24 protein-coding genes and 1 pseudogene are annotated in these 26,107 nt (G+C 60.2%); 14 read left to right on the plus strand and 11 right to left on the minus strand.

Annotated features, from left to right (window positions below; genetic code table 11):
- Nucleotides 1-66 precede the first annotated feature (66 nt).
- Nucleotides 67-243, plus strand: coding sequence for a hypothetical protein (locus tag AB4N47_RS02820; protein ID WP_163018872.1), 177 nt, complete (start codon nt 67-69; stop codon nt 241-243).
- Here AB4N47_RS02820 and AB4N47_RS02825 read toward each other — a convergent pair.
- From AB4N47_RS02825 to AB4N47_RS02845, 5 genes and pseudogenes are all read right to left on the minus strand, one after another.
- Nucleotides 227-1,225, minus strand: a complete 999-nt coding sequence (locus AB4N47_RS02825; protein WP_110602535.1) for a lysylphosphatidylglycerol synthase transmembrane domain-containing protein — start codon at nt 1,223-1,225, stop codon at nt 227-229. The two genes, AB4N47_RS02820 and AB4N47_RS02825, sit on opposite strands and share 17 nt — an antisense overlap.
- Nucleotides 1,222-1,992, minus strand: a complete 771-nt coding sequence (locus AB4N47_RS02830) for a polysaccharide deacetylase family protein (RefSeq protein WP_341638936.1) — start codon at nt 1,990-1,992, stop codon at nt 1,222-1,224. The genes AB4N47_RS02825 and AB4N47_RS02830 overlap by 4 nt, the downstream gene beginning before the upstream one ends.
- On the minus strand, nt 1,985-3,076 hold the full coding sequence (locus tag AB4N47_RS02835) for a glycosyltransferase family 4 protein (RefSeq protein WP_341639015.1): 1,092 nt from the start codon (nt 3,074-3,076) through the stop codon (nt 1,985-1,987). Before AB4N47_RS02835 ends, AB4N47_RS02830 begins: the two co-directional genes overlap by 8 nt.
- A gap of 216 nt (nt 3,077-3,292) precedes the next feature.
- Entirely contained in the window at nt 3,293-4,057 is a 765-nt protein-coding gene (locus AB4N47_RS02840) for a methyl-accepting chemotaxis protein (protein ID WP_425375757.1), read from the minus strand.
- 93 nt (nt 4,058-4,150) lie between these two features.
- Nucleotides 4,151-5,182: pseudogene (locus tag AB4N47_RS02845) on the minus strand (HAMP domain-containing protein); the annotation flags it as partial.
- Nucleotides 5,183-5,368: 186 nt separating this feature from the next.
- Between AB4N47_RS02845 and AB4N47_RS02850 the strand changes: the two are divergent.
- Nucleotides 5,369-6,856: a helicase HerA-like domain-containing protein gene (locus AB4N47_RS02850; protein ID WP_341638938.1), complete on the plus strand. Its 1,488-nt coding sequence runs from the start codon at nt 5,369-5,371 to the stop codon at nt 6,854-6,856.
- A 90-nt stretch (nt 6,857-6,946) separates the two neighbouring features.
- On the opposite strand, the gene AB4N47_RS02855 is transcribed toward AB4N47_RS02850, so the two are convergent.
- Nucleotides 6,947-7,402: a DUF721 domain-containing protein gene (locus AB4N47_RS02855; RefSeq protein WP_110646619.1), complete on the minus strand. Its 456-nt coding sequence runs from the start codon at nt 7,400-7,402 to the stop codon at nt 6,947-6,949.
- A 308-nt stretch (nt 7,403-7,710) separates the two neighbouring features.
- Here AB4N47_RS02855 and secA point away from each other — a divergent pair, with 308 nt between their 5' ends.
- From secA to AB4N47_RS02875, 4 genes are all read left to right on the plus strand, one after another.
- A complete protein-coding gene (secA, locus tag AB4N47_RS02860) occupies nt 7,711-10,452 on the plus strand; it encodes a preprotein translocase subunit SecA (RefSeq protein WP_341638939.1) in 2,742 nt (913 codons plus the stop codon).
- Nucleotides 10,453-10,574: 122 nt separating this feature from the next.
- Entirely contained in the window at nt 10,575-11,792 is a 1,218-nt protein-coding gene (argJ, locus tag AB4N47_RS02865) for a bifunctional glutamate N-acetyltransferase/amino-acid acetyltransferase ArgJ (RefSeq protein WP_341638940.1), read from the plus strand.
- Nucleotides 11,793-11,970: 178 nt separating this feature from the next.
- On the plus strand, nt 11,971-12,603 hold the full coding sequence (locus AB4N47_RS02870) for a glutathione S-transferase family protein (RefSeq protein WP_341638941.1): 633 nt from the start codon (nt 11,971-11,973) through the stop codon (nt 12,601-12,603).
- The gene (locus AB4N47_RS02875; protein ID WP_341638942.1) at nt 12,600-13,544 is read left to right on the plus strand and encodes a Nudix family hydrolase; all 945 of its coding nucleotides are present in this window, start codon (nt 12,600-12,602) and stop codon (nt 13,542-13,544) included. The genes AB4N47_RS02870 and AB4N47_RS02875 overlap by 4 nt, the downstream gene beginning before the upstream one ends.
- 123 nt (nt 13,545-13,667) lie before the next feature.
- Here AB4N47_RS02875 and AB4N47_RS02880 read toward each other — a convergent pair whose 3' ends face one another.
- Genes AB4N47_RS02880 through AB4N47_RS02890 form a run of 3 tightly spaced genes read right to left on the minus strand, consistent with a single transcriptional unit; the run spans nt 13,668 to nt 17,255 of the window.
- Nucleotides 13,668-14,252, minus strand: a complete 585-nt coding sequence (locus AB4N47_RS02880) for a cob(I)yrinic acid a,c-diamide adenosyltransferase (protein WP_273527864.1) — start codon at nt 14,250-14,252, stop codon at nt 13,668-13,670.
- 3 nt (nt 14,253-14,255) lie between these two features.
- Nucleotides 14,256-16,292: a sensor histidine kinase gene (locus AB4N47_RS02885; RefSeq protein WP_341638943.1), complete on the minus strand. Its 2,037-nt coding sequence runs from the start codon at nt 16,290-16,292 to the stop codon at nt 14,256-14,258.
- Between the two features lie 45 nt (nt 16,293-16,337).
- Entirely contained in the window at nt 16,338-17,255 is a 918-nt protein-coding gene (locus tag AB4N47_RS02890) for a putative 2-dehydropantoate 2-reductase (RefSeq protein WP_341638944.1), read from the minus strand.
- A gap of 140 nt (nt 17,256-17,395) precedes the next feature.
- Between AB4N47_RS02890 and AB4N47_RS02895 the strand changes: the two genes are divergently transcribed.
- The gene (locus AB4N47_RS02895) at nt 17,396-17,881 is read left to right on the plus strand and encodes a YajQ family cyclic di-GMP-binding protein (RefSeq protein WP_016773491.1); all 486 of its coding nucleotides are present in this window, start codon (nt 17,396-17,398) and stop codon (nt 17,879-17,881) included.
- 152 nt (nt 17,882-18,033) lie between these two features.
- Nucleotides 18,034-18,876: a mechanosensitive ion channel family protein gene (locus AB4N47_RS02900; RefSeq protein ID WP_076563947.1), complete on the plus strand. Its 843-nt coding sequence runs from the start codon at nt 18,034-18,036 to the stop codon at nt 18,874-18,876.
- Between the two features lie 112 nt (nt 18,877-18,988).
- Here the strand turns inward: AB4N47_RS02900 and AB4N47_RS02905 are convergent, their stop codons facing one another.
- On the minus strand, nt 18,989-20,338 hold the full coding sequence (locus AB4N47_RS02905; RefSeq protein ID WP_076563946.1) for an OprD family porin: 1,350 nt from the start codon (nt 20,336-20,338) through the stop codon (nt 18,989-18,991).
- An 887-nt stretch (nt 20,339-21,225) separates the two neighbouring features.
- Between AB4N47_RS02905 and AB4N47_RS02910 the strand changes: the two genes are divergently transcribed.
- Nucleotides 21,226-21,651 carry an HIT family protein gene (locus tag AB4N47_RS02910; RefSeq protein WP_341638945.1) on the plus strand — a complete coding sequence of 142 codons (426 nt, stop codon included), beginning with the start codon at nt 21,226-21,228 and terminating at the stop codon, nt 21,649-21,651.
- 3 nt (nt 21,652-21,654) lie between these two features.
- Entirely contained in the window at nt 21,655-21,861 is a 207-nt protein-coding gene (locus AB4N47_RS02915; protein ID WP_039758193.1) for a SlyX family protein, read from the plus strand.
- 65 nt (nt 21,862-21,926) lie between these two features.
- Here the strand turns inward: AB4N47_RS02915 and AB4N47_RS02920 are convergent, their stop codons facing one another.
- Nucleotides 21,927-22,529 carry a cold-shock protein gene (locus AB4N47_RS02920; RefSeq protein ID WP_016773496.1) on the minus strand — a complete coding sequence of 201 codons (603 nt, stop codon included), beginning with the start codon at nt 22,527-22,529 and terminating at the stop codon, nt 21,927-21,929.
- A 311-nt stretch (nt 22,530-22,840) separates the two neighbouring features.
- Here AB4N47_RS02920 and AB4N47_RS02925 point away from each other — a divergent pair, with 311 nt between their 5' ends.
- The 4 genes from AB4N47_RS02925 (at nt 22,841) to aspS (ending at nt 26,057) form a co-directional block, all read left to right on the plus strand.
- Entirely contained in the window at nt 22,841-23,311 is a 471-nt protein-coding gene (locus tag AB4N47_RS02925; protein ID WP_016773497.1) for a Dps family protein, read from the plus strand.
- A 181-nt stretch (nt 23,312-23,492) separates the two neighbouring features.
- Nucleotides 23,493-23,831, plus strand: coding sequence for a ribbon-helix-helix domain-containing protein (locus tag AB4N47_RS02930; protein ID WP_038861040.1), 339 nt, complete (start codon nt 23,493-23,495; stop codon nt 23,829-23,831).
- A 130-nt stretch (nt 23,832-23,961) separates the two neighbouring features.
- A complete protein-coding gene (locus AB4N47_RS02935; protein ID WP_016773499.1) occupies nt 23,962-24,183 on the plus strand; it encodes an FmdB family zinc ribbon protein in 222 nt (73 codons plus the stop codon).
- Between the two features lie 98 nt (nt 24,184-24,281).
- Complete coding sequence (gene aspS, locus AB4N47_RS02940; protein WP_041479793.1) at nt 24,282-26,057, plus strand: aspartate--tRNA ligase; 1,776 nt, start codon at nt 24,282-24,284, stop codon at nt 26,055-26,057.
- Nucleotides 26,058-26,107: the final 50 nt, after the last annotated feature.

Genomic DNA, 26,107 nt, shown 5'->3' on the forward strand with positions numbered 1-26,107 from the left:
TTGAAAAACCAGGGGCCTGGGCGTTGAATCGCTCAGGCCCTTGTCATTTGAGCCCGAGGAAAAGCCATGAGCGATCCACTGGACAAAGCCACTTCAAAAGCGCCCGCCACCCTTGGTGAAGGTTGCCTGAGTCGTTACGACCCGGAGGACATGAGCCCGGACGACGGCACCGAATTCCCCGGCGCCGCCGAGCTTTGGGAGCAACTTCAGCAAGAGCAGGACGAACCTAAGAAGCCTGCCTGACGTTCATCAACTTCTTCAGCAACGGCTTGCCCAGCATCAACACGAACACCGGGCCGCCAACCAGCAGATAGAAGTAATACGTCACGACGCGCCAGATCAGGATCGCCGCCGCTGCGGTGGATTTGCCCACCATCGGTGCGAGCAGCGCGGCCGAGGTCAATTCTGCGGCTCCCGCGCCGCCGGGTAGCAGGCTGAACTGGCCGGCGCCGAGCGAGAGCATCTGCACCAGAAAACTCCATGCCCACTGCAAATCCGCGCCGAGCCCGCGCAAGGCCAGATACAGCACGCTGTAGCGCAGCAACCAATGCACGCAGGTCAGAGCAAAAACCTGAACCAGCGTTTGCCAGGGCAGTTTCAAGGTATCGGTAAATGCCGCGAGGAAGTGCAGCAACTTGCGCGCCCAGCGACGGCGAGTGCGTGCCGTGATGTTCATCCCTGCCAACAGCCGCCCGCTCAGGCGAATCAATGCGCGGTGATAACGCGCAATCAACACGCAACTGAACAAACCGCCAAACAGCGAAACGGCGCTGACGGTCAGCAGCCACTCGAGACGATCGCTGAGGTGCTGGAACAGCGCGTAAATCAGAATCCCGCTCAGGGCGCAGAGAAAGAACAGCAGATCGCTGAGCTGATCCATCGCAAACACCGCGCTGCCCCGCGCCGGACGCACGCCGCAACGGGCGAGCAGAGCCATGATCGTCAGCGGCCCGCCGCTGCCACCCGGCGTGGCGCAGTACGCGAACTCGGCCGCCATCACCACGCCGAGACTTTTCAATGGCGCGACCTTTTCACGCTGGTCGCCGAGCAACAAACGCAGGCGCAACGTATTGATGCCCCAGCACAGCAGGATCATGCCGAACATGATCAACAGCCAGTTCAGCGGGAAGCTGCGCAGGCGCGCCCAGGTTTCGCCGCCGCCGAGCAGCACCGGAATCAGCACCGCCGCGAGCAGGCCGATCAGCAACAACAGGCTGCGCTTCATGCTGCACGTTCCAGTTGTCCGCGCTGTCGGGCCAGCCAGTCGATCTTGGTCAGCGGCACGCGTCCTTCCGCCAGCAGCCGCTGCAACGTGTGCAACCAGTAATCGCGAGAAAAGCGGTGACGCATGTCCACCGGATGCAGCCCCAGGCGAATCACCGATGCCTCGCGCCAGCGCTGTTCACGCTGGTCGCTGACGATTTTCGATAAGCCGCGCCGCCAGGCACTGCGCGCACTCCACACCAGCCCCGGTGCATTGATGGCGCTGAAGTCGGGCAAGCGATAAAGGTGCTGCGGATCGCTGGTGTAGCTGAGCGGCAATTCGCGCAAGGCCTGGCGGGTGCCGTCGCTCATCAGCCAGGCCGGGGCGACGAAACCCTGCACCGGCCAGTCGTAGCGCTGAAACATTTCCAGACCCGCATGCAGGCGGGCCAAGGCTGCTTCGCGGGACAGGCGATAGAACTCGCCTTCGTGGGTGTAGACCCGGCGCATGAACCAGTCGCGCGGGTTGTTCGGCAGGGGTTGCTGATCGTCGTGGTAGTAACCGTGCAGCGCCAGTTCATCGCCTCGGGCGACCCTGGCATCGAGCACTCGGCGAAACTCAGGGTTGTCATCGAGTACATCGTGGCGATGGAAGTCCGGCACCACCAGCCACGTCATCGGCACATCACCCAAGGCATCGACAGCCTCGACGAAGGGCTGGTAATCCGCCCACGTCGAGGGCGCCACATCATGCAACACCAGGCAAACAGCTTTCATTTCTTCAACCATTGGCCACCCGTGGCAGCGTATGGCCGAGCACGGCGTGGTAGTGGCTGAGCAGGCTGTCGACCACGGTGTCCCAGGCGTAATGCCGTTCGACGTGCTGGCGCGCCTGTTGACCGAGCCGATCGCAGCCGCGACTGAACAGCTCACGCACGGCATTGGCCATGGCCTGGGGATTGTTCGGCGCGCAGAGCAGACCGCAGGAATCGTTGACGATCTCTTCAAACGCCCCGGCCGCAACCGCCACCACGGGAATGCCGCAGGCCATGGCCTCAAGGATGACCAGTCCGAAGGTTTCCTGGTCGCCGGCATGCAGCAGCGCATCGGCGCTGGCCATCAGCCGCGCGACTTTCGGCGCCGGGCAGAATTCGTCGATAACGCTGACGTTGTCCGGCACCGCTGCGGGCATCGACGAGCCGACCAGCAGCAAGTGGTAACGCGGACCAAGCCGTTGCATGCACTTGAGCAGCACCGGCAGGTTTTTCTCCTTGGAACCGCGCCCGGCAAAGATCAGCAGGCGGGTGTCTTCAGCGATTCCCAGCTCGGCACGCAGGCCGGGGTCGCGGGCGTCGGGATGGAAAGTGTGCAGATCCACGCCCAGCGGTTGCACATGGACGTTGCGCACGCCAAGCCCGATGAGCTTGTCGGCCATGACCTGGCTCGGCGCGAGCACACGATCGAAATTGCCGTACAGACGAGTCACGTAAGCCTCGACATTCGGTGTGACCCAATGGCCCATGCGATTGCCCGCCAGCAGCGGCAGATCCGAGTGATAAAAGCCGATCACCGGCACATCCAGCTGCCGCCGCGCATCCAGCGCCGCCCATGCGGTGAGGTAGGGATCGCCGACTTCAATCAGATCCGGCTGCAAATCCTGCAGGACGTTTCGCCATGGCGCCAGGCGCAGGGGGAAGCGATAACCTTTGCCGAAGGGCAGGGCGGGCGCCGGAACCGTGTAAATGCCGTCGTGTTCACCCAGTCTCGCGCCGGGGATCAGCAGGCTGTGGCGAATGGCGTTGCGCTCGCCAAGGCGACGGTGTTTGGCATCCAGATAAGTCCGCACGCCTCCGCTGGCCGGGGCGTAGAACATGGTGATGTCGGCGATATGCACGGTGAGCAACCCTCCGCTGTGTTGTTCTCCCTTGATTGACCTTTATCCAGAATAGATGTTCGGTCGGGATTGCGCGGTGGGGGGGTGGTCGGGTTTTGTTGGAAGGTAGATATTCGCGAGCAGGCCCGCTCCCACAATGGAATGCATTTTCCCTGTGGGAGCGAGCCTGCTCGCGAAGAGGCCAGTCGCCGCAGCTTAAATCCTGAAGCTGCCCACCAGTTGCTTGAGACGCGAAGCCTGCTGCTCCAGATCCGAGCACGCGCGCAAGGTCGCTTGCAGGTTCTCTACACCCTCCTGGTTCAGCGTGTTGATCTCGGTGATATCGACGTTGATCGACTCAACCACCGCAGTCTGCTCCTCGGTCGCGGTTGCCACCGACTGGTTCATCCCGTCAATCTCGCCAATGCGCAGGGTCACGCTGTTCAGGCGTTCGCCGGCAAGGTTGGCGATCTCGACGCTGTCCTGGCTGTGGCGCTGGCTGTCGCTCATGGTGCTCACCGATTCCCGGGCGCCGACTTGCAGCTCCTCGATCATGGTCTGCACCTGTTGTGCCGATTCCTGCGTGCGGTGCGCGAGGTTGCGCACTTCGTCGGCCACCACGGCGAAACCACGACCGGCCTCACCGGCGCGCGCGGCTTCGATCGCCGCGTTCAGCGCCAACAGGTTGGTCTGCTGGGAAATACTGGTGATCACCTCGAGAATCTGGCCGATGTTGACGGTCTTGCTGTTCAGCGACTCGATGTTGGTGCTCGACGCGCTGAGCATGCTCGATAGCTGATTCATCGCCTTGATGCTGCGCTCGACCACTTGCTGGCCATCCTCGGCCAGACCCCTGGCATCGCTGGCCTGATTCGACGCTTGGGCGGCGTTGCGGGCAATTTCCTGGGCGGCGGCGCCGAGCTGATTGATCGCGGCGGCAACGCTGCTGGTGCGCGAGGCTTGCTGGTCGGAGTTGTACATCGACGAATTCGACGCAGCGACCACGCGCAGCGCGACCTCGTTGACCTGGCCGGTGGCCGAGGACACTTCGCGGATCGAGCCGTGAATACGCTCGACGAAGCGGTTGAACGCGGTGCCGAGGATGCCGAATTCATCGTTATTGACGATGTTCAGGCGTTTGGTCAGGTCGCCTTCGCCGTCGGCGATGTCTTCCATGGCGCGGGTCATCACGTGCAGCGGCTGGATCAACAGGCGGATCAGCATGCCGAGCAGGGCAATGATGATTGCCACGGCAATAATGGTTGCGATTACCGCTGAAGTACGGAATTCGCTGAGCATCGAGTAGGCCTGATCCTTGTCGATCGACAGACCGATGTACCAGTTCACCGACGGCAGGCCCTTGATCGGGGCGAAGGTGACGATGCGGGTTTTACCGTCGACGCTCACTTCGCTGAAATCGCTGCTGATGCGCGGCGTGTCCTGCGGATAGGCTTCTTTCAGCGATTTCATCACCAAAGCCTTGTCCGGGTGGACGAGAATCTTGCCGTCGGCGCTGATCAGAAACGCATAGCCCATGCCGTCGAAATCCCGTGCGGCGAGGGTGTCGACCAGCGATTGCAGGCTGAGGTCGCCGCCGACCACGCCGACGCTCTGCCCGGCCTTTTTCGACGCGGTGGCGATGGAGATGATCAACTGGCCGGTGGCCGCATCAATGTAGGGTTCGGTCAGGGTCGAGGTGCTGCTGCTTTCGGCACCTTTATACCAAGGGCGTACGCGCGGATCGAAACCGTCCGGCATCTTCACGTCCGGGCGGATGGTGAAGTGGCCAGTGGCATCGCCCAGATAGCTGGCCATGAACGTCGAGGTCAAGCTTTTCTGTTCGAGCAGGCTGGCGACCGTGGCAGGTTCCGGGTTGATGGCGATGTTCTGCGCGGCGTTCTCGATCAGCAGGATGCGCCCGCTGAGCCAGGTCTGGATATTGCCGGCGGTGACCTCGCCCATTTCATTGAGGTAGTTGTTCAGGTCATCGCGGATCGCATTGCGTTGCAGCCAGTCGTTGTACAACGTGAACGAGGCGAAAGCGGCAATGACGATGAGAGCGGCGGCAAGCAAAATCTTATGGCTGAAGCGCAGGTTTTTGTTCATGGCTTGGGGTTCCGCTAAGGTCTTAATGTCCTGGGCGTGCTTTGATAGAGACGCGCACTATGGGCAAGGTTGAAAAACTGATATTTCCGGCTCTCCTTAGGGAAATGTCCGACCCGATTTTCTGATGGGTCTATCCAATTTATGTATCGGCCATGTGTCATCAAAGATTAACCATTGGGTGAGAAAATGCCTGACTCCTCGCAACTCGTTATCGGCGCTGGTCCGGCCGCGCAACCCATCGCTCAGGCCATGCGCCTGGCCAACCGCCACGGGCTGATCGCTGGCGCTACCGGCACCGGTAAAACCGTGACCTTGCAGCGCCTGGCTGAAGCCTTCAGCGACGCCGGTGTGGCGGTGTTCGCCGCAGATATCAAAGGCGACCTGTGCGGCCTCGGTGCTGCCGGCAACCCGCAGGGCAAAGTGGCCGAGCGCATCGCCGGCATGCCTTGGCTCGGTCATACGCCGCAGGCTTATCCCGTGACGCTGTGGGACATCCACGGTGAATCCGGTCATCCGCTGCGCACCACGCTGAGCGAAATGGGTCCGCTACTGATCGGCAGCCTGCTCGAGCTGACCGACAGTCAGCAGTCGGCGCTGTACGCGGCCTTCAAGGTGGCGGATCGCGAAGGGTTGTTGCTGCTGGATCTCAAGGATCTGAAAGCGCTGCTCAATCACCTCAAGGACAATCCGCAGTTGCTCGGCGAAGACGCGGCGCTGATGACCACCGGTTCCAGCCAGGCGCTGCTGCGCCGCTTGGCGACGCTGGAACAGCAGGGCGCCGAAGCCCTGTTCGGCGAGCCGGCGCTGCAACTTGAAGACATCCTGCAACCGGGCGCCGATGGCCGGGGACGCATCCATCTGCTCGACGCCAGCCGTCTGGTGCACGAGGCGCCGAAGGTTTACGCAACGTTCCTGCTGTGGCTGCTGGCCGAGTTGTTCGAGCAACTACCCGAGCGCGGCGATGCTGACAAGCCGCTGCTGGCGCTGTTCTTCGATGAGGCGCACTTGTTGTTCGGCGACACGCCCAAGGCGTTGCAGGAACGCCTGGAACAAGTGGTGCGTTTGATTCGTTCCAAGGGTGTTGGCGTGTACTTCGTCACCCAGTCGCCAGCGGATCTGCCGGATGACGTGCTGGCGCAGTTGGGCTTGCGCATTCAACACGGCCTGCGTGCGTTCACCGCCAAAGAACAGAAATCCCTGCGCGCCGTGGCGGATGGTTTTCGGCCGAATCCGGCGTTCGACAGTTTGTCGGTGCTGACTGAGTTAGGTATTGGTGAGGCGCTGGTCGGCACGCTGACCGAGAAGGGCACGCCGGAAATGGTCCAGCGCGTGCTGGTGGCGCCGCCGCAATCGCGGATCGGCCCGCTGACTGAAACCGAGCGAACCGTGCTGATCGCCGGCTCACCGTTCAAGGGCCGTTATGACAAGCCGATCGACCGCGAGTCGGCCTATGAAATCCTGATGGGACGCAAAGGGCTGGCGCCCGAGGCTGAAACACCAGCGGGCAAAGCTGCGGCCGAAGAGCCGAGCCTGGCTGACCGCGCTGGCGAATTCCTCGGCACGGCGGCAGGGCAGGCGCTGAAATCGGCGATGCGCCAGGCGGCCAATAATCTCGGCAAGCAGTTGGTGCGCGGGTTGATGGGGTCGCTGCTCGGCGGCAGCAAGCGCCGCTAAAAGCAAAGATCGCAGCCTTCGGCAGCTCCTACAGTTGAAATGCATTCATTCTGTAGGAGCTGCCGAAGGCTGCGATCTGTTGCTTTTGCTTCAGGCTTTACCCTTGGCATGCGCCGCCAACCGCTCCAGCGCCGCGCGCAATCCCGGATCGCTGATCCCGTCGGCCGTCGATTGAATCGTCTCCGCCGCACTGCTGGACAAATCCATGGTGTGTCCAACCGCCCGGTGCTGGATGATCGGCGGGCGCACGCTGAATTTGATCCGGGTCAGGTTGGCGAACTCTTCGAACAATTGCAGTTGTCGTTGCAGACGTTTCTGCTGATAGCGCAGTCGCGTCGCCCAATGGCCGTCAGTGACCACCAGCGACAGCTCGCCTTCGCGCCACTTGGCTACCCGGCAATGCTCGCGAGCGGCCGGTTGCAGCTGGCTTTCGAGCAGGCGCTGCAAATGCTCCAGACGCTGGGCATGGCCGAGGATGGCTTTCAGCGGTTTGGCTTCACGTAACAGAACGGCGGGTGCTCTGGCCGTGAGAGGGCGAAACGCCATGATCGAACACCTGAAGGAACAGAGGCGCCATGGTAGCAGAAAGCTGCGGAACCTCTGGGCCATTGCTTTTGTCCCTGATTTGCTCATTAAATCAACGCCTGACTTCTTTCCCCCGACGGGTTGAAGTTGAGCAAAACGCCCCTATTTTAAGTGAGCCCCGTCAAAGCGCAGTGCCAGCATCGTGGAACATCGCCACTTTCCTCACCACCGTTTCCGGGTAGAATGCTCGTTCGCATGCGGCCATGAGGGCTGCACGGGCGACTCACGGGGCCGCCCTCCATCCCTTTAGTGTGGAAGATCCTGCCGATATGTTTGCGCCTTTGTTAAAGAAACTTTTTGGAAGCAAGAACGAGCGTGAAGTCAAACGCATGCTCAAGACGGTGCAGCTCGTCAATGCCTTCGAAGAGCAAATGGTGGCCCTTTCGGACGATCAATTGCGCGCCAAGACCGCCGAGTTCAAGGCCCGTATCGCCAAAGGGGAAACCCTCGACAAGCTGTTGCCGGAAGCCTTCGCCGTCGCCCGCGAGGCCGGCAAGCGTGTGATGGGCATGCGCCACTTCGACGTACAACTCGTCGGCGGCATGACTCTGCACGAAGGCAAGATTGCCGAAATGCGCACCGGTGAGGGCAAGACCCTCGTGGCCACCCTGGGTGTTTACCTCAACGCACTGTCCGGCAAGGGCGTGCACGTTGTGACCGTGAACGACTACCTGGCCCGCCGAGACGCCAACTGGATGCGCCCGCTGTATGAATTCCTCGGCCTCACTGTCGGCGTCGTGACGCCGTTCCAGCCGCCGGAAGAGAAGCGTGCCGCCTACGCCGCCGACATCACCTACGGCACCAACAACGAATTCGGTTTCGACTACCTGCGCGACAACATGGCGTTCAGCATGGATGAAAAATTCCAGCGCGAACTCAACTTTGCCGTGATCGACGAAGTCGACTCCATCCTCATCGACGAAGCGCGTACCCCGCTGATCATTTCCGGTCAGGCCGAGGACAGCTCCAAGCTGTACATGGAGATCAACAAACTGATCCCGCAGCTGGAACTGCACGTCGAGGAAGTCGAAGGCCAGGTCACCAAGGCCGGCCACTACACCGTTGACGAAAAGACCCGTCAGGTCGAACTCAACGAAGCCGGTCACCAGTTCATCGAAGAAATGCTCACCCGCGTCGGCCTGCTGGCCGAAGGCGAGAGCCTGTACTCGGCGCACAACCTTGGCCTGCTGACCCACGTCTACGCCGGTCTGCGTGCGCACAAGCTGTTCAACCGCAACATCGAATACATCGTCCAGGACGGTCAGGTCGTGCTGGTCGACGAACACACCGGTCGTACCATGCCGGGTCGTCGTCTGTCCGAAGGCCTGCACCAGGCTATCGAAGCCAAGGAAGGTCTGAACATTCAGGCCGAGAGCCAGACCCTGGCCTCGACCACCTTCCAGAACTACTTCCGTCTGTACACCAAGCTGTCCGGCATGACCGGTACCGCCGACACCGAAGCGTTCGAATTCCACCAGATCTATGGTCTGGAAGTCATGGTCATTCCGCCGAACAAGCCGTTGGCGCGTAAAGACTACAACGACCTGGTGTTCCTCACCGCCGAAGAGAAATACGCGGCGATCGTGGCCGACATCAAGGAAAGCATGGCTGCCGGTCGCCCGGTGCTGGTGGGTACCGCGACCATCGAGACCTCCGAGCACATGTCCGAATTGCTCGTCAAAGAAGGCATCGAACACAAGGTTCTCAACGCCAAGTTCCACGAAAAAGAAGCTGAAATCATCGCTCAGGCCGGTCGTCCGGGTGCGCTGACCATCGCCACCAACATGGCCGGTCGTGGTACCGACATCCTGTTGGGCGGCAACTGGGAAGTGGAAGTCGCTTCGCTGGAGAACCCGACCCCTGAGCAGATCGCCCAGATCAAGGCCGACTGGCAGAAGCGTCACCAGCAAGTGCTGGAGTCCGGCGGCTTGCAGGTGATCGCTTCCGAGCGTCATGAATCGCGCCGTATCGACAACCAGCTGCGTGGCCGTGCCGGCCGTCAGGGCGATGCCGGTTCGAGCCGCTTCTACCTGTCGCTGGAAGACAGCCTGATGCGCATCTTCGCTTCTGACCGGGTGAAGAACTTCATGAAAGCCCTGGGCATGCAGCCGGGCGAAGCGATCGAGCACCGCATGGTGACCAACGCGATCGAGAAGGCGCAGCGCAAGGTTGAAGGCCGCAACTTCGACATCCGCAAGCAACTGCTCGAGTTCGACGACGTCAACAACGAGCAGCGTAAAGTGATTTATCACATGCGTAACACGTTGCTGGCCGCTGACAACATCGGTGAGACCATCGCCGACTTCCGTCAGGACGTGCTCAACGCTACCGTCAGCGCGCACATTCCGCCGCAATCGCTGCCAGAGCAGTGGGACGTGGCCGGTCTGGAAGCGTCGATCGAAAGCGATTTCGGCGTGAAACTGCCGATCCAGCAATGGCTCGACGAAGACGATCACCTGTACGAAGAAACCCTGCGCGAGAAGCTCATGACCGAGCTGATGGCGGCGTACAACGAGAAAGAAGACCAGGCCGGTGCCGAGGCGCTGCGCTCGTTCGAGAAGCAGATCGTCCTGCGCGTACTCGACGACCTGTGGAAAGACCACCTGTCGACTATGGATCACCTGCGTCACGGCATTCACCTGCGTGGCTATGCGCAGAAGAACCCGAAGCAGGAATACAAGCGCGAGTCGTTCACGCTGTTCTCCGAACTGCTCGACTCGATCAAACGCGACTCGATCCGCGTGCTGTCGCACGTTCAGGTTCGCCGCGAAGATCCGGAAGCCGAAGAGCAACGCCTGCGTCAGGAAGCCGAAGCACTGGCGGCGCGCATGCAGTTCGAACACGCCGAAGCGCCTGGGCTGGATCAGCCGGAAGCCCTGGGTGAAGAGGTCGATGTGACACTGGCCACTGCCGCTGCCCCGGTGCGCAACGAGCAGAAGCTGGGCCGCAACGAGCTGTGCTACTGCGGTTCGGGCAAGAAATACAAGCATTGCCACGGGCAGATACAGTAAAACCCGTTTCAATCGCTGAACACCCCGCGCCGCGACCGGCTCCTGCCGTCGCGGCGTTTTGCCATTTATCCCACCGTCCTTTCCCGTGGCGGTGCTGACATCATTGAGTAAGGAGCGCATTCATGGCTGTTGGTCTTGGTCCTTTGCCAACGTTGCACCCGGTTGCCGGTTTTGAACTCGGTATCGCCTCGGCCGGCATCAAGCGCCCGGGGCGCAAGGATGTAGTGGTGATGCGCTGTGCTGAAGGTTCGACCGTGGCTGGCGTGTTCACCCTGAACGCGTTCTGCGCCGCGCCGGTGATCCTAGCGAAAAAGCGCGTGCACAATGCCGTGCGGTACTTGCTGACCAACACCGGCAATGCCAACGCCGGCACCGGCGAGCCTGGCTTGGCGGCTGCCGAGCGCACCACCGCTAAGTTGGCCGAGCTGACCGGCGTCGATGCCAGCCAGATTCTGCCGTACTCCACTGGCGTCATCGGCGAGCCGCTGCCGGTCGAGAAGATCGAAGGCGCGCTGCAAGCCGCGCTGGCTGATCTGTCGGAGAACAACTGGGAAGCCGCCGCCACCGGCATCATGACCACCGACACGCTGCCCAAGGGCGCCAGCCGCCAGTTCGAGCATGACGGCGTAACCATCACTGTCACCGGCATCAGCAAAGGCGCCGGCATGATTCGCCCGAACATGGCGACCATGCTGGGTTACATCGCTACCGACGCCAAAGTCTCCCGCGAGGTGCTGCACAACCTGATGCTCGACGGCGCGAACAAGTCGTTCAATCGCATCACCATCGACGGCGACACCTCGACCAACGACTGCTGCATGCTGATCGCTACAGGCAAGGCCGCGCTGCCGGAAATCACCCGTGCTGAAGGCGAGCTGTTCGCCAAGCTGAAGCAAGCGGTGTTCGAAGTGTGCATGGACGTCGCCCAGGCCATCGTGCGTGACGGCGAAGGCGCGACCAAATTCGTTACCGTTGAAGTGAATGGCGGCGGCAACCACCAGGAATGCCTGGACGTCGGTTACACCGTGGCCCACTCGCCGCTGATCAAGACCGCGCTGTTCGCCTCTGACCCGAACTGGGGCCGTATCCTCGCTGCCGTGGGTCGTGCCGGCGTGCCGGATCTGGACGTGAGCAAGATCGACGTGTTCCTCGGCGACGTGTGCATCGCCAGCCGTGGCGCCCGCGCCGCGACCTACACTGAAGCCCAAGGTTCGGCGGTGATGCAGCAGGAAGAAATCACCATTCGCATCGAACTGGGTCGCGGTGATTGCAGCGAAACCATCTGGACCACCGACCTGTCGCATGAGTACGTGAAGATCAACGCTGAATACCGCACGTGACCTGAACGGTAGGAGCGGGCTGCTGGCCTCTTCGCGAGCAAGCTCGCTCCCACAGTGGTTACGGCCGTTCACAAATATTGTGTACACCTCAGAACCTGTGGGAGCGAGCTTGCTCGCGAAAGCGGAGGTTGCGACACAATAAATCTTGAAGTTTCCTCTGACGAAAAGGCGCCACACCATGTCCCTGCACCTGATCATCGGCGACAAACTGCTTTCCTCCTGGTCCCTGCGTGCGGCACTGGCGCTGGACCTGACCGGCGCACCCTACAGCGAAGAGCTGATCAAGCTCGGCAAGCCCGACACCCGCGAGCGCCTGCTCAAGCATTCGCCGACCGGCAAGGTGCCGCTGCTGCAGACCACCCGTGGCACCATCGCCGATTCGCTGGCCATCGCCGAATACCTCGCCGAACAGTTTCCGTCCGAGCAACTCTGGCCGAGCGATACCTTCGCCCGCGCCCAGGCCCGCTCGGCCTGCGCACAGATGCACAGCGGCTTCTTCGCCATGCGCAATCACATGCCGTTCAACCTGAGCCAGGACGCACCGCTGAACCCGGTGCCGCCAGAAGTGAAGGTCGATATCGAACGCATGCTCGCGCTATGGGCCGAATGCCGCGCGGCGGCGACGGAAGAGGGGCCATACCTGTTCGGTCGTGTCAGCATCGCCGACGCCTTTTTCGCGCCGATCGCCGTGCGCCTGCGCACCTATCAGGTGAAGCTGCCAGCGGTCGACGAAGCTTATGTTGAAACCGTCTACCAATGGCCCGCCTTCAAGGCATGGCAAAAGGCTGGACTGGAGGAATTGAATCCGTGAAACGCGTCCATGTCGCCGCTGCCGTCATCCGTGACGGTGCCGGCAAAATTCTGATCGCCCGCCGTGCCGACACTCAGCATCAGGGCGGTTTGTGGGAATTTCCCGGTGGCAAGGTCGAGGCTGACGAGTCTGTCGAATCGGCACTGGCTCGCGAGCTGCACGAAGAGCTGGGCATCGTCGTTAATGCTGCGCGGCCGCTGATCAAGGTTCGCCACGATTACCCGGACAAACAGGTGTTGCTGGATGTCTGGGAAGTCTCGGCGTTCAGCGGCGAGCCCCACGGTGCTGAAGGCCAGCCACTGGCTTGGGTCACTGCCAGGGAATTGATCAACTACGAGTTCCCGGCGGCCAATCAGCCGATCGTCGCGGCGGCGCGCTTGCCTGCCGAATACCTGATCACACCGGAAGATCTGGAAGGCCCGGCACTGTTACGCGGCATCCAGAAGGCGATCGCCGGCGGCATCAAATTGATCCAGCTGCGCGCACCCAACGGCTACGACCCGAAATACCGTGATCTGGCGGTGGATGCGGTGGGCCTGTGCGCCGGCAAGGCGCAGTTGATGATCAAAGGGCCTTTCGAATGGCTCGGTGATTTCCCGTCTGCCGGGTGGCACATCACCGCTGCCCAACTGCGTAAATACGCAGCGGCAGGACGTCCGTTGCCGGCGGAGCGTTGGCTCGCGGCGTCGTGCCATAACGCTGAAGAGCTGGCGCTGGCCGAGCAGATGGGCGTCGACTTTGTCACCCTGTCCCCGGTGCAGCCGACGCTGACGCACCCGGATGCACAGCCGTTGGGGTGGGAGCAGGCACAGGCGTTGATCGACGGTTTCAGTGAACCGGTGTTTCTGCTCGGTGGAGTAGGGCCGGCGGAGCGCGAGAAAGCCTGGGGTGTTGGGGCTCAGGGTGTGGCGGGGATTCGGGCGTTCTGGCCAGAAGCTTGATTCTCGATTGAGGCTAGCGGCCTCTTCGCGAGCAGGCTCGCTCCCACAGTGGATTGCATTTCTCCAGTCAGAATGCAGGCAAATGTGGGAGCGAGCCTGCTCGCGAACGCGCCCTGACAGGCGCTACTTTCCTCCAGGTTTCGCCGCCGGCTGCCACAAAATCTCCGCCACCCCCTGCCGCCGCGCAATCAACCGCGCCACAACAAACAGCAAATCCGACAACCGATTGATATACGCCAGGCCAACCCCGGCCAATGGCTCAACCGAGTTCAAATGCTGACAGCGGCGCTCGGCACCGCGCGCCAGACTGCGGCAGACATGCGCCTGCGCAATCAGCATCGAACCGCCCGGCAAGATGAAGTTCTCCAGCGGCCCAAGCTCTTCATTCCATACATCGATCGCCGCTTCCAGCCGCTCGATTTCGGCCTCGTTGAGAGCCTGATATTCCGGCATCGCCAGTTCACCGCCGAGGTCGAACAGGCGATGCTGACACGGCGCCAGCACTTCGATGATTTCATTCAGCCCCGGATGCACTGCGCGCTCGGCGAGCAAACCGGCTAGCAGCACGCCAACCTGACTGTTCAGCGTATCGACCTCGCCGATCGCCTCGATGCGCGGGTGATCCTTGGGAACGCGGCGGCCGTCACCGAGGCCGGTTTCGCCTTTGTCGCCGGTGCGGGTGTAGATCTTCGACAAGCGAAAGCCCATGGGTTACCTCGGTAGTGGATTGGTTTCGGTGGTCAACGGCGCAGGTTGCGCCAGCGGCAGACGCAGGGTGAAGCAAGTGCCCTGGCCGGGCGACGACTGCACTTCCATTTGGCCTTTGTGATTGTTGGTGATGATGAAGTACGACACCGACAGGCCAAGCCCGGTGCCCTGGCCGATTTCCTTGGTGGTGAAGAACGGCTCGAAGGTACGCTTGCGCACGTTCTCGCTCATGCCGATGCCGTTGTCTTCGACTTGGATCTCGGCCCACGGCGGATTAAGCCGGGTGCGCAGAATGATCCGGCCCGGCTCGCTGTCGTCTTCGCGCTGGTGAATCGCCTGCGCGGCGTTTTTCAGCAGATTGAGCAGCACCTGTTCCAGCTCGTTGGCGGTTCCCGGCACTGGACCCAGTGCCGGGTCGAACTGGCGGATGATCGCCTGGCCCTTGAAGTCGAAACCGATGGCCAGATCGAAGTCGTTACCGGCGATTTCCACGGCTTGATCGATCAATGCCGGCAGATCGCACGGCGCCATTTGCCGGGTGCTGCGGCGGCTGAAGCTGAGCATGTGCGTGACGATCTTCGCCGCGCGGGCGCCGGCCTGCTGGATGCCGTCGAGCAATTGCGGGACTTCGCGGCCTTGCAGGTAGCGGTTCACCGTGTCCAGTTCGATGCCCAGTTGCTCGGCGGTCTCGATGTTTTTCGGCAGATCCGCCGACAGACGCCGACGAATGTTCTGCACGTTGTGCAGGATCGCGCCGAGCGGGTTGTTGATTTCGTGGGCCATGCCGGCCGCAAGGCCACCGACCGAGAGCATCTTTTCTGACTGCACCATCATTTCTTCCAGCGACAGACGCTGAGTGATGTCGTCGATACGGATCACCACGCCACGCCCGGCACCGCCCATCAGCGGATAAAACGTCAGCGCGTAATGCTTGGGTTCATCGTCCTTGAACCACGTCACTCGGTCGACTTTGGCCACGGTGTGCTGTTCGACGGTGGCCTTGAGCTGCGGCAAGAATGGTTTGAGCGGTTCGAAGGCGAGGAAGATCGGTTGGTTCAAAGCCTCATCCAGGCGTGTGCCGGAGAGGGCGCTGGCCTCTTGGTTCCATTGAGTGACGTAGAGCTGCTCGTCGAGGGCGATCAGCGCCGAGGGCATCGAGTCGATGATGCTGTTGAGATAATTCTGGAAGCCGGTGAGTTTCTTCTCGATCTTGCTGCGCACCTGGACTTCCAGTTCCAGTTTGCGGTTGGTGTGGCGGGTTTCCTCGGCCAGCCCCTGCGCCTGATCGTAGGCGGCCTGCGAGTCGTCGCGGGCGCGTTTGAGTTGCTGCTCGCGGGCTTCGATGCGCGAAAGCATGGTGTTGAACGCCTCGGCCAGGCTGCCGATTTCGTCGTGATTGCCGCGTGCAGCGCGCAAGGCGTAGTTCTCTTCGCGGGTGACCTGCCGGGACAATTCCTCAAGCTGATGAATCGGCCGGGTAATCAAGCGCTTGATCTGCCGGGCGATGACCAGCCACAGCAGTACGCTGAAGATCAGGATGCCGAGGCTGGCGGTCAGAGTGCCGGTGTAGAACGCCATCGGCAGTTCGCTGCTGGCGACCAGCAACAGATGCCCCGGCGCGGCACCGGGGCGGGGCAGGGTGATCAGTTGGTTGCTGCGGAACTCGGTGAGTTGCCAGGCTTCGACGTGGCGGTAGCGCTCGGGGAGGCTGAGTTTTTCGCCGCGCTGCACTTGCGCCAGGCGTTCACCCTTGCCGTCGTACAGGGCGGCGGCGCGCAGCGGTGAATAACTGTCGAGCTCCTTGAGCAGGCGCTCGGCGCTGCGCGGCGACTCCAGCGCATCGCTGACCAGACTCGGATTGGCGATCAGCCGGCCGATGGTCTGCAGGGCCTGAGGCGCCATGCTTTCCTGAGAAATGTAGTAGGCGGCGCTGATAAAGGTCAGGTTGGCGACCAGCAGAACCGTGGTCAACAACACCAGCAGGGCGGCCAGCAGTTTCTGGCCGACCGGCAGGTTTTCAAGGCGCTGGCGCAATGGCATCAGGTTTATCGCAGCAGGGGAACAAGTGGTCAGCCTAGCGGCTGCTCAGTCGCTGGGCAATCCACGCTTGTGCAGATGAGCGATCAGGCGTTGCTGCAACTGGTGCAGATGCGGCAGATGCAACTGATGGCGCTCGGCAACTTTGCAGGCGTGGCCCAACAGATAGCTGATCTCGGTGCGGCGCTGGTTGGCGACGTCCTGATACATCGAAGAGTAATTGGCAGCGGTGGCGTGGATCACTCGTTCGACTTCCGCTTGCAGGTTTTGCGCCGCAGCCGGCTGGCCGCAGCTCTCCAACAGTTCAGCCAGTTCGGCGCAGAGCGTGGCGACTTCGCAGTGATGCTCGCTCAGCCCGCCGTTGCGGCAATCGTGCAGCACGGTCAGCGGGTTGATCGCGCAGTTCAGCGCCAGTTTGCGCCACAGTCGAGTGAGGATGTCAGCGCTCCACTCATGGGGGATGTTCGCCGCTTGCAGATCGTCCAGCCAGACCGGCGCCAGCGGATTTGCGCCATCGCCCAGCCAGTTGAACCCGTGACCGGCGAACACTACGCGCCAATCGCCATCGCGGAACGCACCCTCGGTGCTGGAGGCGCTGATGCAGCGTGCCTTCGGCACCCGCGCGGAGACGGCGTCCTGACTGCCGAGGCCGTTCTGCAGGAGGATCAGTTCGGCGTCCGGAGCGAGGCGGGAAGCGAGGCGGGCGACGGCCTCTTCGGCGTCATAGGCCTTGCACGCAACCAGCAATCGGCGAATCGGCTCGGGGCTGTCCGGGGTTTCGCCGGGAACTGCATAGGTATGAGCTTGTCCGTTTTCTACCAGGGTCAATCCGCCCACTGCCTCGTAGCTTTGCAAGCGCGCCGCATCACGCAGGATCAGGCGCACCGGCAAGCCGGCGCGAGCCAGACGGGTTGCCCAGAGTGTGCCGAGGCTGCCGGCGCCAAGTACGTGCCAGGTGGTCGACATCAGTTTTTTGCTCGATTGCTTGCTGGCATGTGCGGCTCGCCGTATCGGTAGGAAAAGACCCGTTATAATGAGCCCGATTTTAACCGCAAGCCAAGCGCGCTCCATGCACATCGAGCGCGCCTTTTTATTGGAGAGATTACATGCCGTCGTTCGACGTGGTATCCGAACTGGACAAACACGAACTCACCAACGCGGTCGAGAACGCCGTGAAGGAACTCGATCGTCGTTATGACCTGAAAGGCAAAGGCAGCTTCGAGTTCAAGGAAAAAGACCTGACCGTCAGCCTCACCGCCGAAGCCGCTTTCCAGCTCGAAGCGATGATCGAAATCCTCAAGCTGGCGCTGACCAAGCGCAAGATCGACGTGCAGTGCCTCGAGGTCAAGGATGCTTACGCGTCCGGCAAGCTGATGAAGCAGGACGCCATCCTCAAGGAAGGCATCGACAAAGAGCTGGCGAAGAAGATCGTCGGCCACATCAAGGAAGCCAAGCTCAAGGTCCAGGCCGCGATTCAGGGCGAGCAGGTGCGTGTCACCGGCAAGAAGCGCGACGATTTGCAGGAAGCCATCGCGGCGCTGCGTGCCAAGGAATTCGGCATGCCGCTGCAGTTCAACAACTTCCGCGACTAAGCTTGGTCTGAAGGCTATGTGGGAGCGAGCCTGCTCGCGAATGCGGTGTTTCATTCAGCGAAAAGTTGACTGACACGCCGCATTCGCGAGCAGGCTCGCTCCCACAGTTGTTTTGAATACACCCCGGGAAGCCGGAAATCAGGAGATAGAACATGGATTTGAATGCGGAAGTGGACCACCTGGTCAAGGCGTCCCAGGCGTGGATCCCGATGATCATGGAATACGGCAGCCGCGTGCTGCTGGCAGTAATTACCCTGGCCATCGGCTGGTGGCTGATCAACAAGGTCACGCAAAAACTCGGCGGTCTGCTCGCCCTGCGCAATGCCGACCTCGCGCTGCAAGGCTTTATCAGCAGCCTGGCCAACATCATTCTCAAGGTGCTGCTGATTGTCAGCGTCGCGTCGATGATTGGCGTCGAAACCACCTCGTTCGTCGCGGCCATCGGTGCTGCGGGTCTGGCGATTGGCTTGGCCTTGCAGGGCAGCCTGGCGAACTTCGCTGGCGGCGTGCTGATTCTGCTGTTCCGCCCGTTCCGCATCGGTGACTGGATCGAAGCCCAAGGTGTAGCGGGCACCGTCGACAGCATCCAGATTTTCCACACCGTGCTGCGTACTGGCGACAACAAGACCATCATCCTGCCCAACGGCAACCTGTCGAACGGCATCATCACCAACACCAACCGCCAGCCAACCCGCAAAGTCGTGTTTGATGTGGGGGTGGATTACGAAGCGGATCTGCAGAAAGCCCGTCAGGTATTGCTGGATCTGGCCAAGGATCCCCGCGTCATGCAGGACCCGGAACCACAGGCGGTGATTTCGACATTGGGTGATAGCTCGATCACTGTCTCCCTGCGGGTGTGGGTGAAAACTGCGGATTATTGGGATGTGATGTTCATGTTCAATGAGCAGGCGCGTGATCGTTTGAAGAGTGCTGGTATTGATATTCCATTTCCGCAGCGGGTTATACGTGTAGTGCAAGAATCGGCGACACAATGATAGGTTGCTAGCTAACTACTTGCTTTGTTAGTCAGTCTTTTAAATAAGTGAAAATAAAAAAGGCCCATCGAAGATGGGCCTTTTTTTATGCTTTGAAACTAACCGCTGACAATTACAGGATGTTCAGCGGGTACTCGGTGATCAGACGGAACTCTTTGACATCGCCTTCACCTTCGTCGGCGTTAGCAACGTGCCAAGCTTGACGAATGCGGAAGGACAGGTCTTTAGCCGGACCGCTTTGAACAACGTACTTGGCTTCAAAGTTGGTTTCGTGGTGTTTGCCATCTTCACCATACAGACCGGCGTAAGCGCTGCCCGCTGGAGTGTTGGTACCGTCGATATCCCAACCTTTGACGTAACGAACCATGAAGCTCAGGCCAGGAACGCCGTACTCGGCCATTTTCAGGTCGTAACGGGCTTGCACGGATTTCTCGCCAGCGCCGTTGAAGTCAGAGTACTGGATGGAGTTGGCAAGGAAGATCGAGTCGCCACCACGGTTGTTCTTGCCCACGCCGATGTAGTCGAACGGGGTGTCGCCGTTGACCTTCTGGAACGCCAGGGTGAAGGTGTGCGCTTTGAGGAACGACAAAGCGGTTGCCAGCGAGAACGTGGTGTTGCTGATGTCGCCCGCTTCGGCGCTACCGGTGTCGGTGGTGCGGTAGATGTTGAAGTCGGTGTTCAGCGAAGTATCACCACCGAACGGGGTGGTGAGGTTCACGTTGGCGTAGTACTGGTTCCAGATGTCTTCCAGCTTGGCGCCGTACAGCGATGCAGTGAGGTTGTCAGTGATCGAGTACTTGCCGCCGAAGTAGTCGATGTTGTTCGCTTCAACACCGGCGTAGGTAGCGTAGAGGCCGCCATCGCGTGCGTTCTTGTCCTGGCTGGAGCCGGAGTAGAAGTGGCCGGCTTCCAGGTCCAGATCTTTCACTTCGCTGCTCTGCAACTGGAAGCCAGTGGCAGTTTGCGGGAGGATGCGGGAACCGCCGACAGCGAACACTGGCGAAGTGCTTGGCTGCATGTCGCCGAATTTCAGTTCGGTCTTGGAGACGCGGAACTTGATCGAAGCGCCTGCCTTGCCCTGACTGTCATTGACGTCACGGGCATAGCCGTTGGCCTTGACGGTATCGCTACGGCTCATGTTGCCAGTACCGGAAGTACCGTCACCGCCATCCAGTTTCAAGGCCAGATAGCCGTAGGCATCAATACCTACACCCACGGTGCCCTGGGTATAACCGGAGGTGAAGTTGCCGAGGAAACCCTGGGTCCAGTCTTTCTGGTCACGGCCACCGTTCTTGTTGTCGCGGTTGAAGTAGTAGTTCTTCAACGTCTCGGTGAGTGTCGCGTCTTCAACGAAACCTTTGGCTTCTGCCTGGTCACTTACAAACGGGGCGGCCGTAGCCAACTGCGAACTGGCTGCTGCTGCAACTGCCAGTGCGATCATGCTCCACTTCATCACGCGCATCGTGATTTGCTCCTTTGGTTTTAGAAGAGTACTGCCGTCCCACCTGTTTTATTATCTGGGCGGCTCTTTCTTTTGTGTCGGCGCAAACTTATATCACGCCGACAATGTTGGCGATACTTGCGAAACCAACCTTTCAGCTTCTTTACGGCGTTGTCGCAAAGGGAGCGCTGGATGTCGCAAATTCACAGTACCGATGCAGCCGGACTGACAACTTTATCGCTGTTTCCGGGCCTTTTGCATCGCTAAAAAAGAGTCCCTGGCAAAACACTTGAATCTCCATCGGGCAACCCTGCCACTGTTTTTATTGGCTTCAGGCGACCACTTCCAGTGGTGCGCTTATAGTCCATACCGTTACGAATGCAACAAGCGTGCACAAACCGCAAAATCGCTGCGGTTATTTTTTTTCTGGGCGTCCGGATATGTGAAAACCTTGTGAAAACGGGGCCTCGGGGCTGTTTTGTTGCGGGCTTGACGACGATCTCCCAATGGTGTTGCAACGCACCAAAGGCGCGCAGGACAACCAAAAACGTTACCGGTTCACCCCGCATTGAGTATTTGGCGGATGCCCGACCCACTGAGCGTAGACGTGTTGTGCAGTTTTGGTGCAAAAAGATCACAATCGGGCCCGAGTAAAACTGGCGCCGCCCGATTCGAGGGTCGACAGATCAGGGGTTTTCATGCGGATCTTCACGTCAAGGCTCATGTCCGGGGCTGTATTGGTGCGTCGGCGAGATAAATGTCTTATGTAGGCGCGCTTACTGAATTACTGTCGGAGGGAAGCGTGAAGCCCGCTGCATTCGCAGGTATGCTGCCGTTCTGTCGCTTGGCGCGCTGCTTTTACGGCGCCGCCGCTAAGCTGAGTCATAGGATCAGCGGGAGTGCTCACAGTGTTTGCTTTGGATTCACGACTTCAACAGGACGCCCTGGTCATCGGCGACTTTCCGTTGTGCCGGCTGTTGCTGTCCAACGACAGCAATTACCCTTGGTTCATCCTGGTACCTCGTCGCGAGGATATCAGCGAGTTGTTTCAGTTGGATGTCGCCGATCAGCAGCAGCTCTGGCGGGAAACCACCACCCTTGCCGAGTTGCTCAAGGATTCGTTCGACGCCGACAAGCTGAACGTGGCAACCCTGGGTAATGTTGTCAGTCAGTTGCACATGCATGTCATCGTGCGTAAACGCGACGATGCCGCCTGGCCGGCGCCGGTCTGGGGCAGGCACCCGGCCAATCCGTACAGCGCGGAACAGGTGGCAGCCATTCGCGAACGCTTGCGTCTGGTGCTGACCGAAGAATTCACCTTTGTGGAGGGCTGAGTCATGAGCCTTGAAGAACGCGTTACCGATTTGGAAAGCCGTCTGGCCTTTCAGGATGACACGATTCAGGCATTGAACGATGTGCTGGTGGCCCAGCAGAAAGTCATCGAGCGCCTGCAATTGCAGATGGAAGCGCTGATCAAGCGTCACGAAGAAATGGTCGGGCAGTTCGGTGCTTTTGAAGAAGATGCGCCACCGCCGCATTATTGAGCCATTCGCCAAGCATAAAAAAACCGCGGACAGCCAGGCTGTTCGCGGTTTTTTTTTGCTTTGGATCAGCGACGCGGCAGAGCGGCGATCACGTCCTCGGCTTGCAGGCCCTTGTCTCGGTTCATCACCGAGAACTCGACGCGCTGGCCTTCGACCAGAACACGGTGGCCTTCGCCGCGAATGGCGCGGAAGTGCACGAAAATATCATCGCCGGAATCCCGGGAGATAAACCCGAAACCCTTGGAAGTGTTGAACCACTTCACGGTGCCGGTATCGCGATTGCTCATGTCATAGGTAGTCGGCGCAGCGGCCGGTGACGATTTGTAGAAGCTGACAGCCAAATGCAGCAGCACGGCAACCAGGGCGATCACCAGGCTGAACAACACCGCCGGTTGGCCAGCGATGACCGGCATCGGCGCGATCAGGGTCAAAGTTTGCAGGACGACGGTCAGGACCAGAAGGGCGCTGACCAGATTTTGCAGATGCTGGCGCGGGCCTTTGTTCCAGTAGGGAATCACTGGAGCGATGACCAGGTTCAGCAGGCCGAAAAAGGCCAGGTAAAGTGCATCGGGCTGTTGCAGGTAAGGAACGGCTTCGGCTTTCAGGCTGGGTATGAACGACAGCAGCAAGGCTGCTGCGCCCATTAGCAGGTGGACGATTTTCAACATTTTGATTGGCTCACGTTATGACGGCTCACAAGGAAGAGCTGAAGGCGCACGGTTCGCTTCAGGACAAAATAAGAGGCGGTGGACACGTACACGGCATCAGCCTATGCGCAACGCCCCGGAAAATAGGGCATGGCGACACACTGCCTATTTAACAGCAAAGCCTGCGGCTACTCAAATCAGCCCGGCCAGCGGCAGAGAAACGGTCGATTTGTCGCAGTCAGATCACGGATTGATAGCTGCGAGCGGGCGCTTGCCTTGCTAAAGTGGGGTTGAACCTGCTGGATGAATTCAATCACTGTTAGGGGGTAAGCATGGCAATTGATATCGGTATCAGTGAAGAAGACCGCAAATCCATCGTCGAAGGGCTGTCGCGGCTGCTGTCGGACACCTATGTGCTGTATCTGAAAACCCATAACTTTCACTGGAACGTCACCGGCCCGATGTTCCGCACGCTGCACCTGATGTTCGAAGAGCAATACAACGAGCTGGCGCTGGCCGTCGATTCGATCGCCGAGCGTATCCGTGCGTTGGGCTTCCCGGCGCCGGGTGCTTACGCGACCTACGCGCGTCTTTCTTCTATTAAAGAAGAGGTCGGCGTGCCAAGCGCCGAAGACATGATCAAGCAATTGGTCGAAGGCCAGGAAGCGGTGACCCGTACCGCGCGCGGCATTTTCCCGCTGCTGGACAAGGTCAGCGATGAGCCGACTGCTGACCTGCTGACCCAGCGTATGCAAGTGCACGAGAAAACTGCGTGGATGCTGCGCGCTCTGCTCGAGGAGTGACCCAGCCGCTGCGGACGGCGTGAGGTCGTCCGCATGCTCTCCAGACTCTTACCGTTGTCGTTGGCTTATCCTACGAGGCTGGTCAACAAGTCGTATGGCGCTAACTTTGTCACTGGGTTTTTATGAAGGCGCAGGATGTTGCCTTATAAATCAGCAGTCATGGCAAAGGAGTGTCAACGCTATGGTAGAAGGAGACAGGCGAAGCGACAGGATGTCGGCTTCGCGGCACGTAATTAAAGTCGACCCGTTTGTCAGCGAGTTCGACATGAATCTGATCCGGCCGTTGTCGCGATCGATTCGCCTCAACGGTTTTGCGACCTGCCTGCGCCTGGAGCAGGTCTACTGGAATATTCTCGGCGGCATGGCCGAGGACAATCATTGTTCGGTCAGCACACTGTTATCCCACGTCGATCGCGAGGTGCATCTGCGTTACGGCGGGGTGAAGAATTTCAGTGCGCTGGTACGGGTGGTTTGTGTCATGAACGGGATCAAAGATCTCGCACCCGCCGTTTCGCGCTGAAACGGCGGTTGCAACGAGGTTGCGGGCTGTGCAGCGTTACGGCTGCACAGCCCGCATTTAATCGATATAATCCCGCGCTTTCGCCGCAAAGCCCTGCGCGCGGCAGCAATCTGATCGCCGAGACACCTCCATGCCAATGTACGATTACCAATGTGCTTCCTGTGGTCATCAGTTGGAAGCCATTCAGAAGATCAGCGACGCACCGTTGGTCGATTGCCCTGCCTGCCAGGCGCCCGAACTGAAGAAGCAGCTGTCCATGCCGGGTTTTCGCCTCAGCGGCAACGGTTGGTACGAGACCGATTTCAAGACCGGAGCCAAGAAGAATCTGGCCGGTGGCGACAAAGCTGACTAGGGTTCCAACCCTGAACGAACGACACGCGTGAGTTTCCGCCTTGCTTGATCGCAGCGGGATCTCCACCGAATTTCGAATTACGAGAAGCGAACCACACCATGATGCGCAGCCACTATTGCGGCCAACTGAACGAAAGCCTGGAAGGCCAGGAAATTACCCTTTGCGGATGGGTTCACCGTCGCCGCGACCACGGCGGGGTGATTTTCCTCGACATCCGTGATCGTGATGGTCTGGCCCAGGTGGTGTTCGACCCGGATCGCGCCGAGAGCTTCGCCGCTGCCGATCGCGTGCGTAGCGAATACGTCGTGAAGATCACCGGCAAGGTGCGTCTGCGTCCGGCCGGCGCGACCAACGCCAACATGGCCTCGGGCATGATCGAAGTGTTGGGTTATGAACTGGAAGTGCTGAACGAGTCGGAAACCCCGCCGTTCCCGCTCAACGAGTTCTCCGACGTCGGCGAAGAAACCCGCCTGCGCTATCGCTTCCTCGATCTGCGTCGTCCGGAAATGGCCGAGAAGCTGCGTCTGCGTTCGCGCATGACCACCAGCATCCGTCGCTTCCTCGACGAGAACGGCTTCCTCGACGTCGAAACGCCGATCCTGACTCGGGCCACTCCGGAAGGGGCGCGTGACTATCTGGTGCCGAGCCGTACCCATGCCGGTTCGTTCTTCGCCCTGCCGCAATCGCCGCAGCTGTTCAAGCAACTGCTGATGGTGGCCGGCTTCGACCGTTACTACCAGATCGCCAAGTGCTTCCGTGACGAAGACCTGCGTGCCGACCGTCAGCCGGAATTCACCCAGATCGACATCGAGACCAGCTTCCTCGATGAAAAAGAGATCATGGGCCTGACCGAGCAGATGATCCGCAACCTGTTCAAGGAAGTGCTGAACCTGGAGTTCGGCGAATTCCCGCACATGACCTTCGAAGAAGCCATGCGCCGCTACGGTTCGGACAAGCCGGACCTGCGTATTCCACTGGAACTGGTCGACGTTGCCGACCAGCTCAAGGAAGTCGATTTCAAGGTGTTCAGCGGCCCGGCCAACGATCCGAAGTGCCGCATCGCCGCACTGCGCGTTCCAGGCGGGGCGAGCATGCCGCGCAAGCAGATCGACGACTACACCAAGTTCGTCGGCATCTACGGTGCCAAGGGCCTGGCTTACATCAAGGTGAACGAGCGTGCTGCCGGTGTTGAAGGCCTGCAATCGCCGATCGTGAAAAACATCCCTGAAGACAAGCTCAACGTGATCCTCGATCGCGTTGGCGCAGTCGATGGCGACATCGTGTTCTTCGGTGCCGACAAGGCCAAGATCGTCAGCGAAGCCCTGGGCGCGCTGCGTATCAAGCTCGGTCACGACCTCAAGCTGCTGACCTGCGAGTGGGCACCAATGTGGGTCGTCGACTTCCCGATGTTCGAAGAGAACGACGACGGCAGCTTCTCGGCGCTGCACCACCCGTTCACCGCACCGAAGTGCACCCCGCAGGAGCTCGAAGCCAACCCGGCCGGCGCACTGTCCCGTGCGTACGACATGGTCTTGAACGGCACCGAGCTGGGCGGCGGTTCGATCCGTATCCACCGCAAGGAAATGCAGCAAGCGGTATTCCGCCTGCTGGGCATCAACGAAGCGGAACAGGAAGAGAAGTTCGGCTTCCTGCTCGACGCACTGAAGTATGGTGCACCGCCGCACGGTGGTCTGGCCTTCGGTCTGGACCGTCTGGTGATGCTGATGACCGGCGCCCAGTCGATCCGTGAAGTGATTGCCTTCCCGAAAACCCAGAGTGCTGCCGACGTGATGACGCAGGCTCCGGGCGTAGTGGATGCCAAGGCATTGCGCGAGCTGCACATTCGCCTGCGCGAAACGCCAAAGGCTGAGTAAGACGGGCCTGAAGGCGCATCTTCGGATGCGCCTTTTTTCTTTCTCAGGTC

This window comes from Pseudomonas sp. S3_G06, from assembly GCF_054667565.1.

What these genes read in the sequence shown, in the direction of transcription:
- secA (WP_341638939.1), top strand. Translation starts at nt 7,711, where the DNA reads ATGTTTGCGCCTTTGTTAAAGAAACTTTTTGGAAGCAAGAACGAGCGT.
- AB4N47_RS02870 (WP_341638941.1), top strand. Translation starts at nt 11,971, where the DNA reads ATGTCCCTGCACCTGATCATCGGCGACAAACTGCTTTCCTCCTGGTCC.
- AB4N47_RS02830 (WP_341638936.1), bottom strand. Translation starts at nt 1,992, where the DNA reads ATGGTTGAAGAAATGAAAGCTGTTTGCCTGGTGTTGCATGATGTGGCG.
- AB4N47_RS02825 (WP_110602535.1), bottom strand. Translation starts at nt 1,225, where the DNA reads ATGAAGCGCAGCCTGTTGTTGCTGATCGGCCTGCTCGCGGCGGTGCTG.
- AB4N47_RS02885 (WP_341638943.1), bottom strand. Translation starts at nt 16,292, where the DNA reads ATGCCATTGCGCCAGCGCCTTGAAAACCTGCCGGTCGGCCAGAAACTG.
- AB4N47_RS02890 (WP_341638944.1), bottom strand. Translation starts at nt 17,255, where the DNA reads ATGTCGACCACCTGGCACGTACTTGGCGCCGGCAGCCTCGGCACACTC.
- argJ (WP_341638940.1), top strand. Translation starts at nt 10,575, where the DNA reads ATGGCTGTTGGTCTTGGTCCTTTGCCAACGTTGCACCCGGTTGCCGGT.
- AB4N47_RS02835 (WP_341639015.1), bottom strand. Translation starts at nt 3,076, where the DNA reads ATGTTCTACGCCCCGGCCAGCGGAGGCGTGCGGACTTATCTGGATGCC.
- AB4N47_RS02935 (WP_016773499.1), top strand. Translation starts at nt 23,962, where the DNA reads ATGCCAATGTACGATTACCAATGTGCTTCCTGTGGTCATCAGTTGGAA.
- AB4N47_RS02920 (WP_016773496.1), bottom strand. Translation starts at nt 22,529, where the DNA reads ATGTTGAAAATCGTCCACCTGCTAATGGGCGCAGCAGCCTTGCTGCTG.
- AB4N47_RS02855 (WP_110646619.1), bottom strand. Translation starts at nt 7,402, where the DNA reads ATGGCGTTTCGCCCTCTCACGGCCAGAGCACCCGCCGTTCTGTTACGT.
- AB4N47_RS02820 (WP_163018872.1), top strand. Translation starts at nt 67, where the DNA reads ATGAGCGATCCACTGGACAAAGCCACTTCAAAAGCGCCCGCCACCCTT.
- AB4N47_RS02930 (WP_038861040.1), top strand. Translation starts at nt 23,493, where the DNA reads ATGGTAGAAGGAGACAGGCGAAGCGACAGGATGTCGGCTTCGCGGCAC.
- AB4N47_RS02895 (WP_016773491.1), top strand. Translation starts at nt 17,396, where the DNA reads ATGCCGTCGTTCGACGTGGTATCCGAACTGGACAAACACGAACTCACC.
- AB4N47_RS02900 (WP_076563947.1), top strand. Translation starts at nt 18,034, where the DNA reads ATGGATTTGAATGCGGAAGTGGACCACCTGGTCAAGGCGTCCCAGGCG.
- aspS (WP_041479793.1), top strand. Translation starts at nt 24,282, where the DNA reads ATGATGCGCAGCCACTATTGCGGCCAACTGAACGAAAGCCTGGAAGGC.
- AB4N47_RS02850 (WP_341638938.1), top strand. Translation starts at nt 5,369, where the DNA reads ATGCCTGACTCCTCGCAACTCGTTATCGGCGCTGGTCCGGCCGCGCAA.
- AB4N47_RS02915 (WP_039758193.1), top strand. Translation starts at nt 21,655, where the DNA reads ATGAGCCTTGAAGAACGCGTTACCGATTTGGAAAGCCGTCTGGCCTTT.
- AB4N47_RS02840 (WP_425375757.1), bottom strand. Translation starts at nt 4,057, where the DNA reads ATGTACAACTCCGACCAGCAAGCCTCGCGCACCAGCAGCGTTGCCGCC.
- AB4N47_RS02880 (WP_273527864.1), bottom strand. Translation starts at nt 14,252, where the DNA reads ATGGGCTTTCGCTTGTCGAAGATCTACACCCGCACCGGCGACAAAGGC.
- AB4N47_RS02905 (WP_076563946.1), bottom strand. Translation starts at nt 20,338, where the DNA reads ATGCGCGTGATGAAGTGGAGCATGATCGCACTGGCAGTTGCAGCAGCA.
- AB4N47_RS02925 (WP_016773497.1), top strand. Translation starts at nt 22,841, where the DNA reads ATGGCAATTGATATCGGTATCAGTGAAGAAGACCGCAAATCCATCGTC.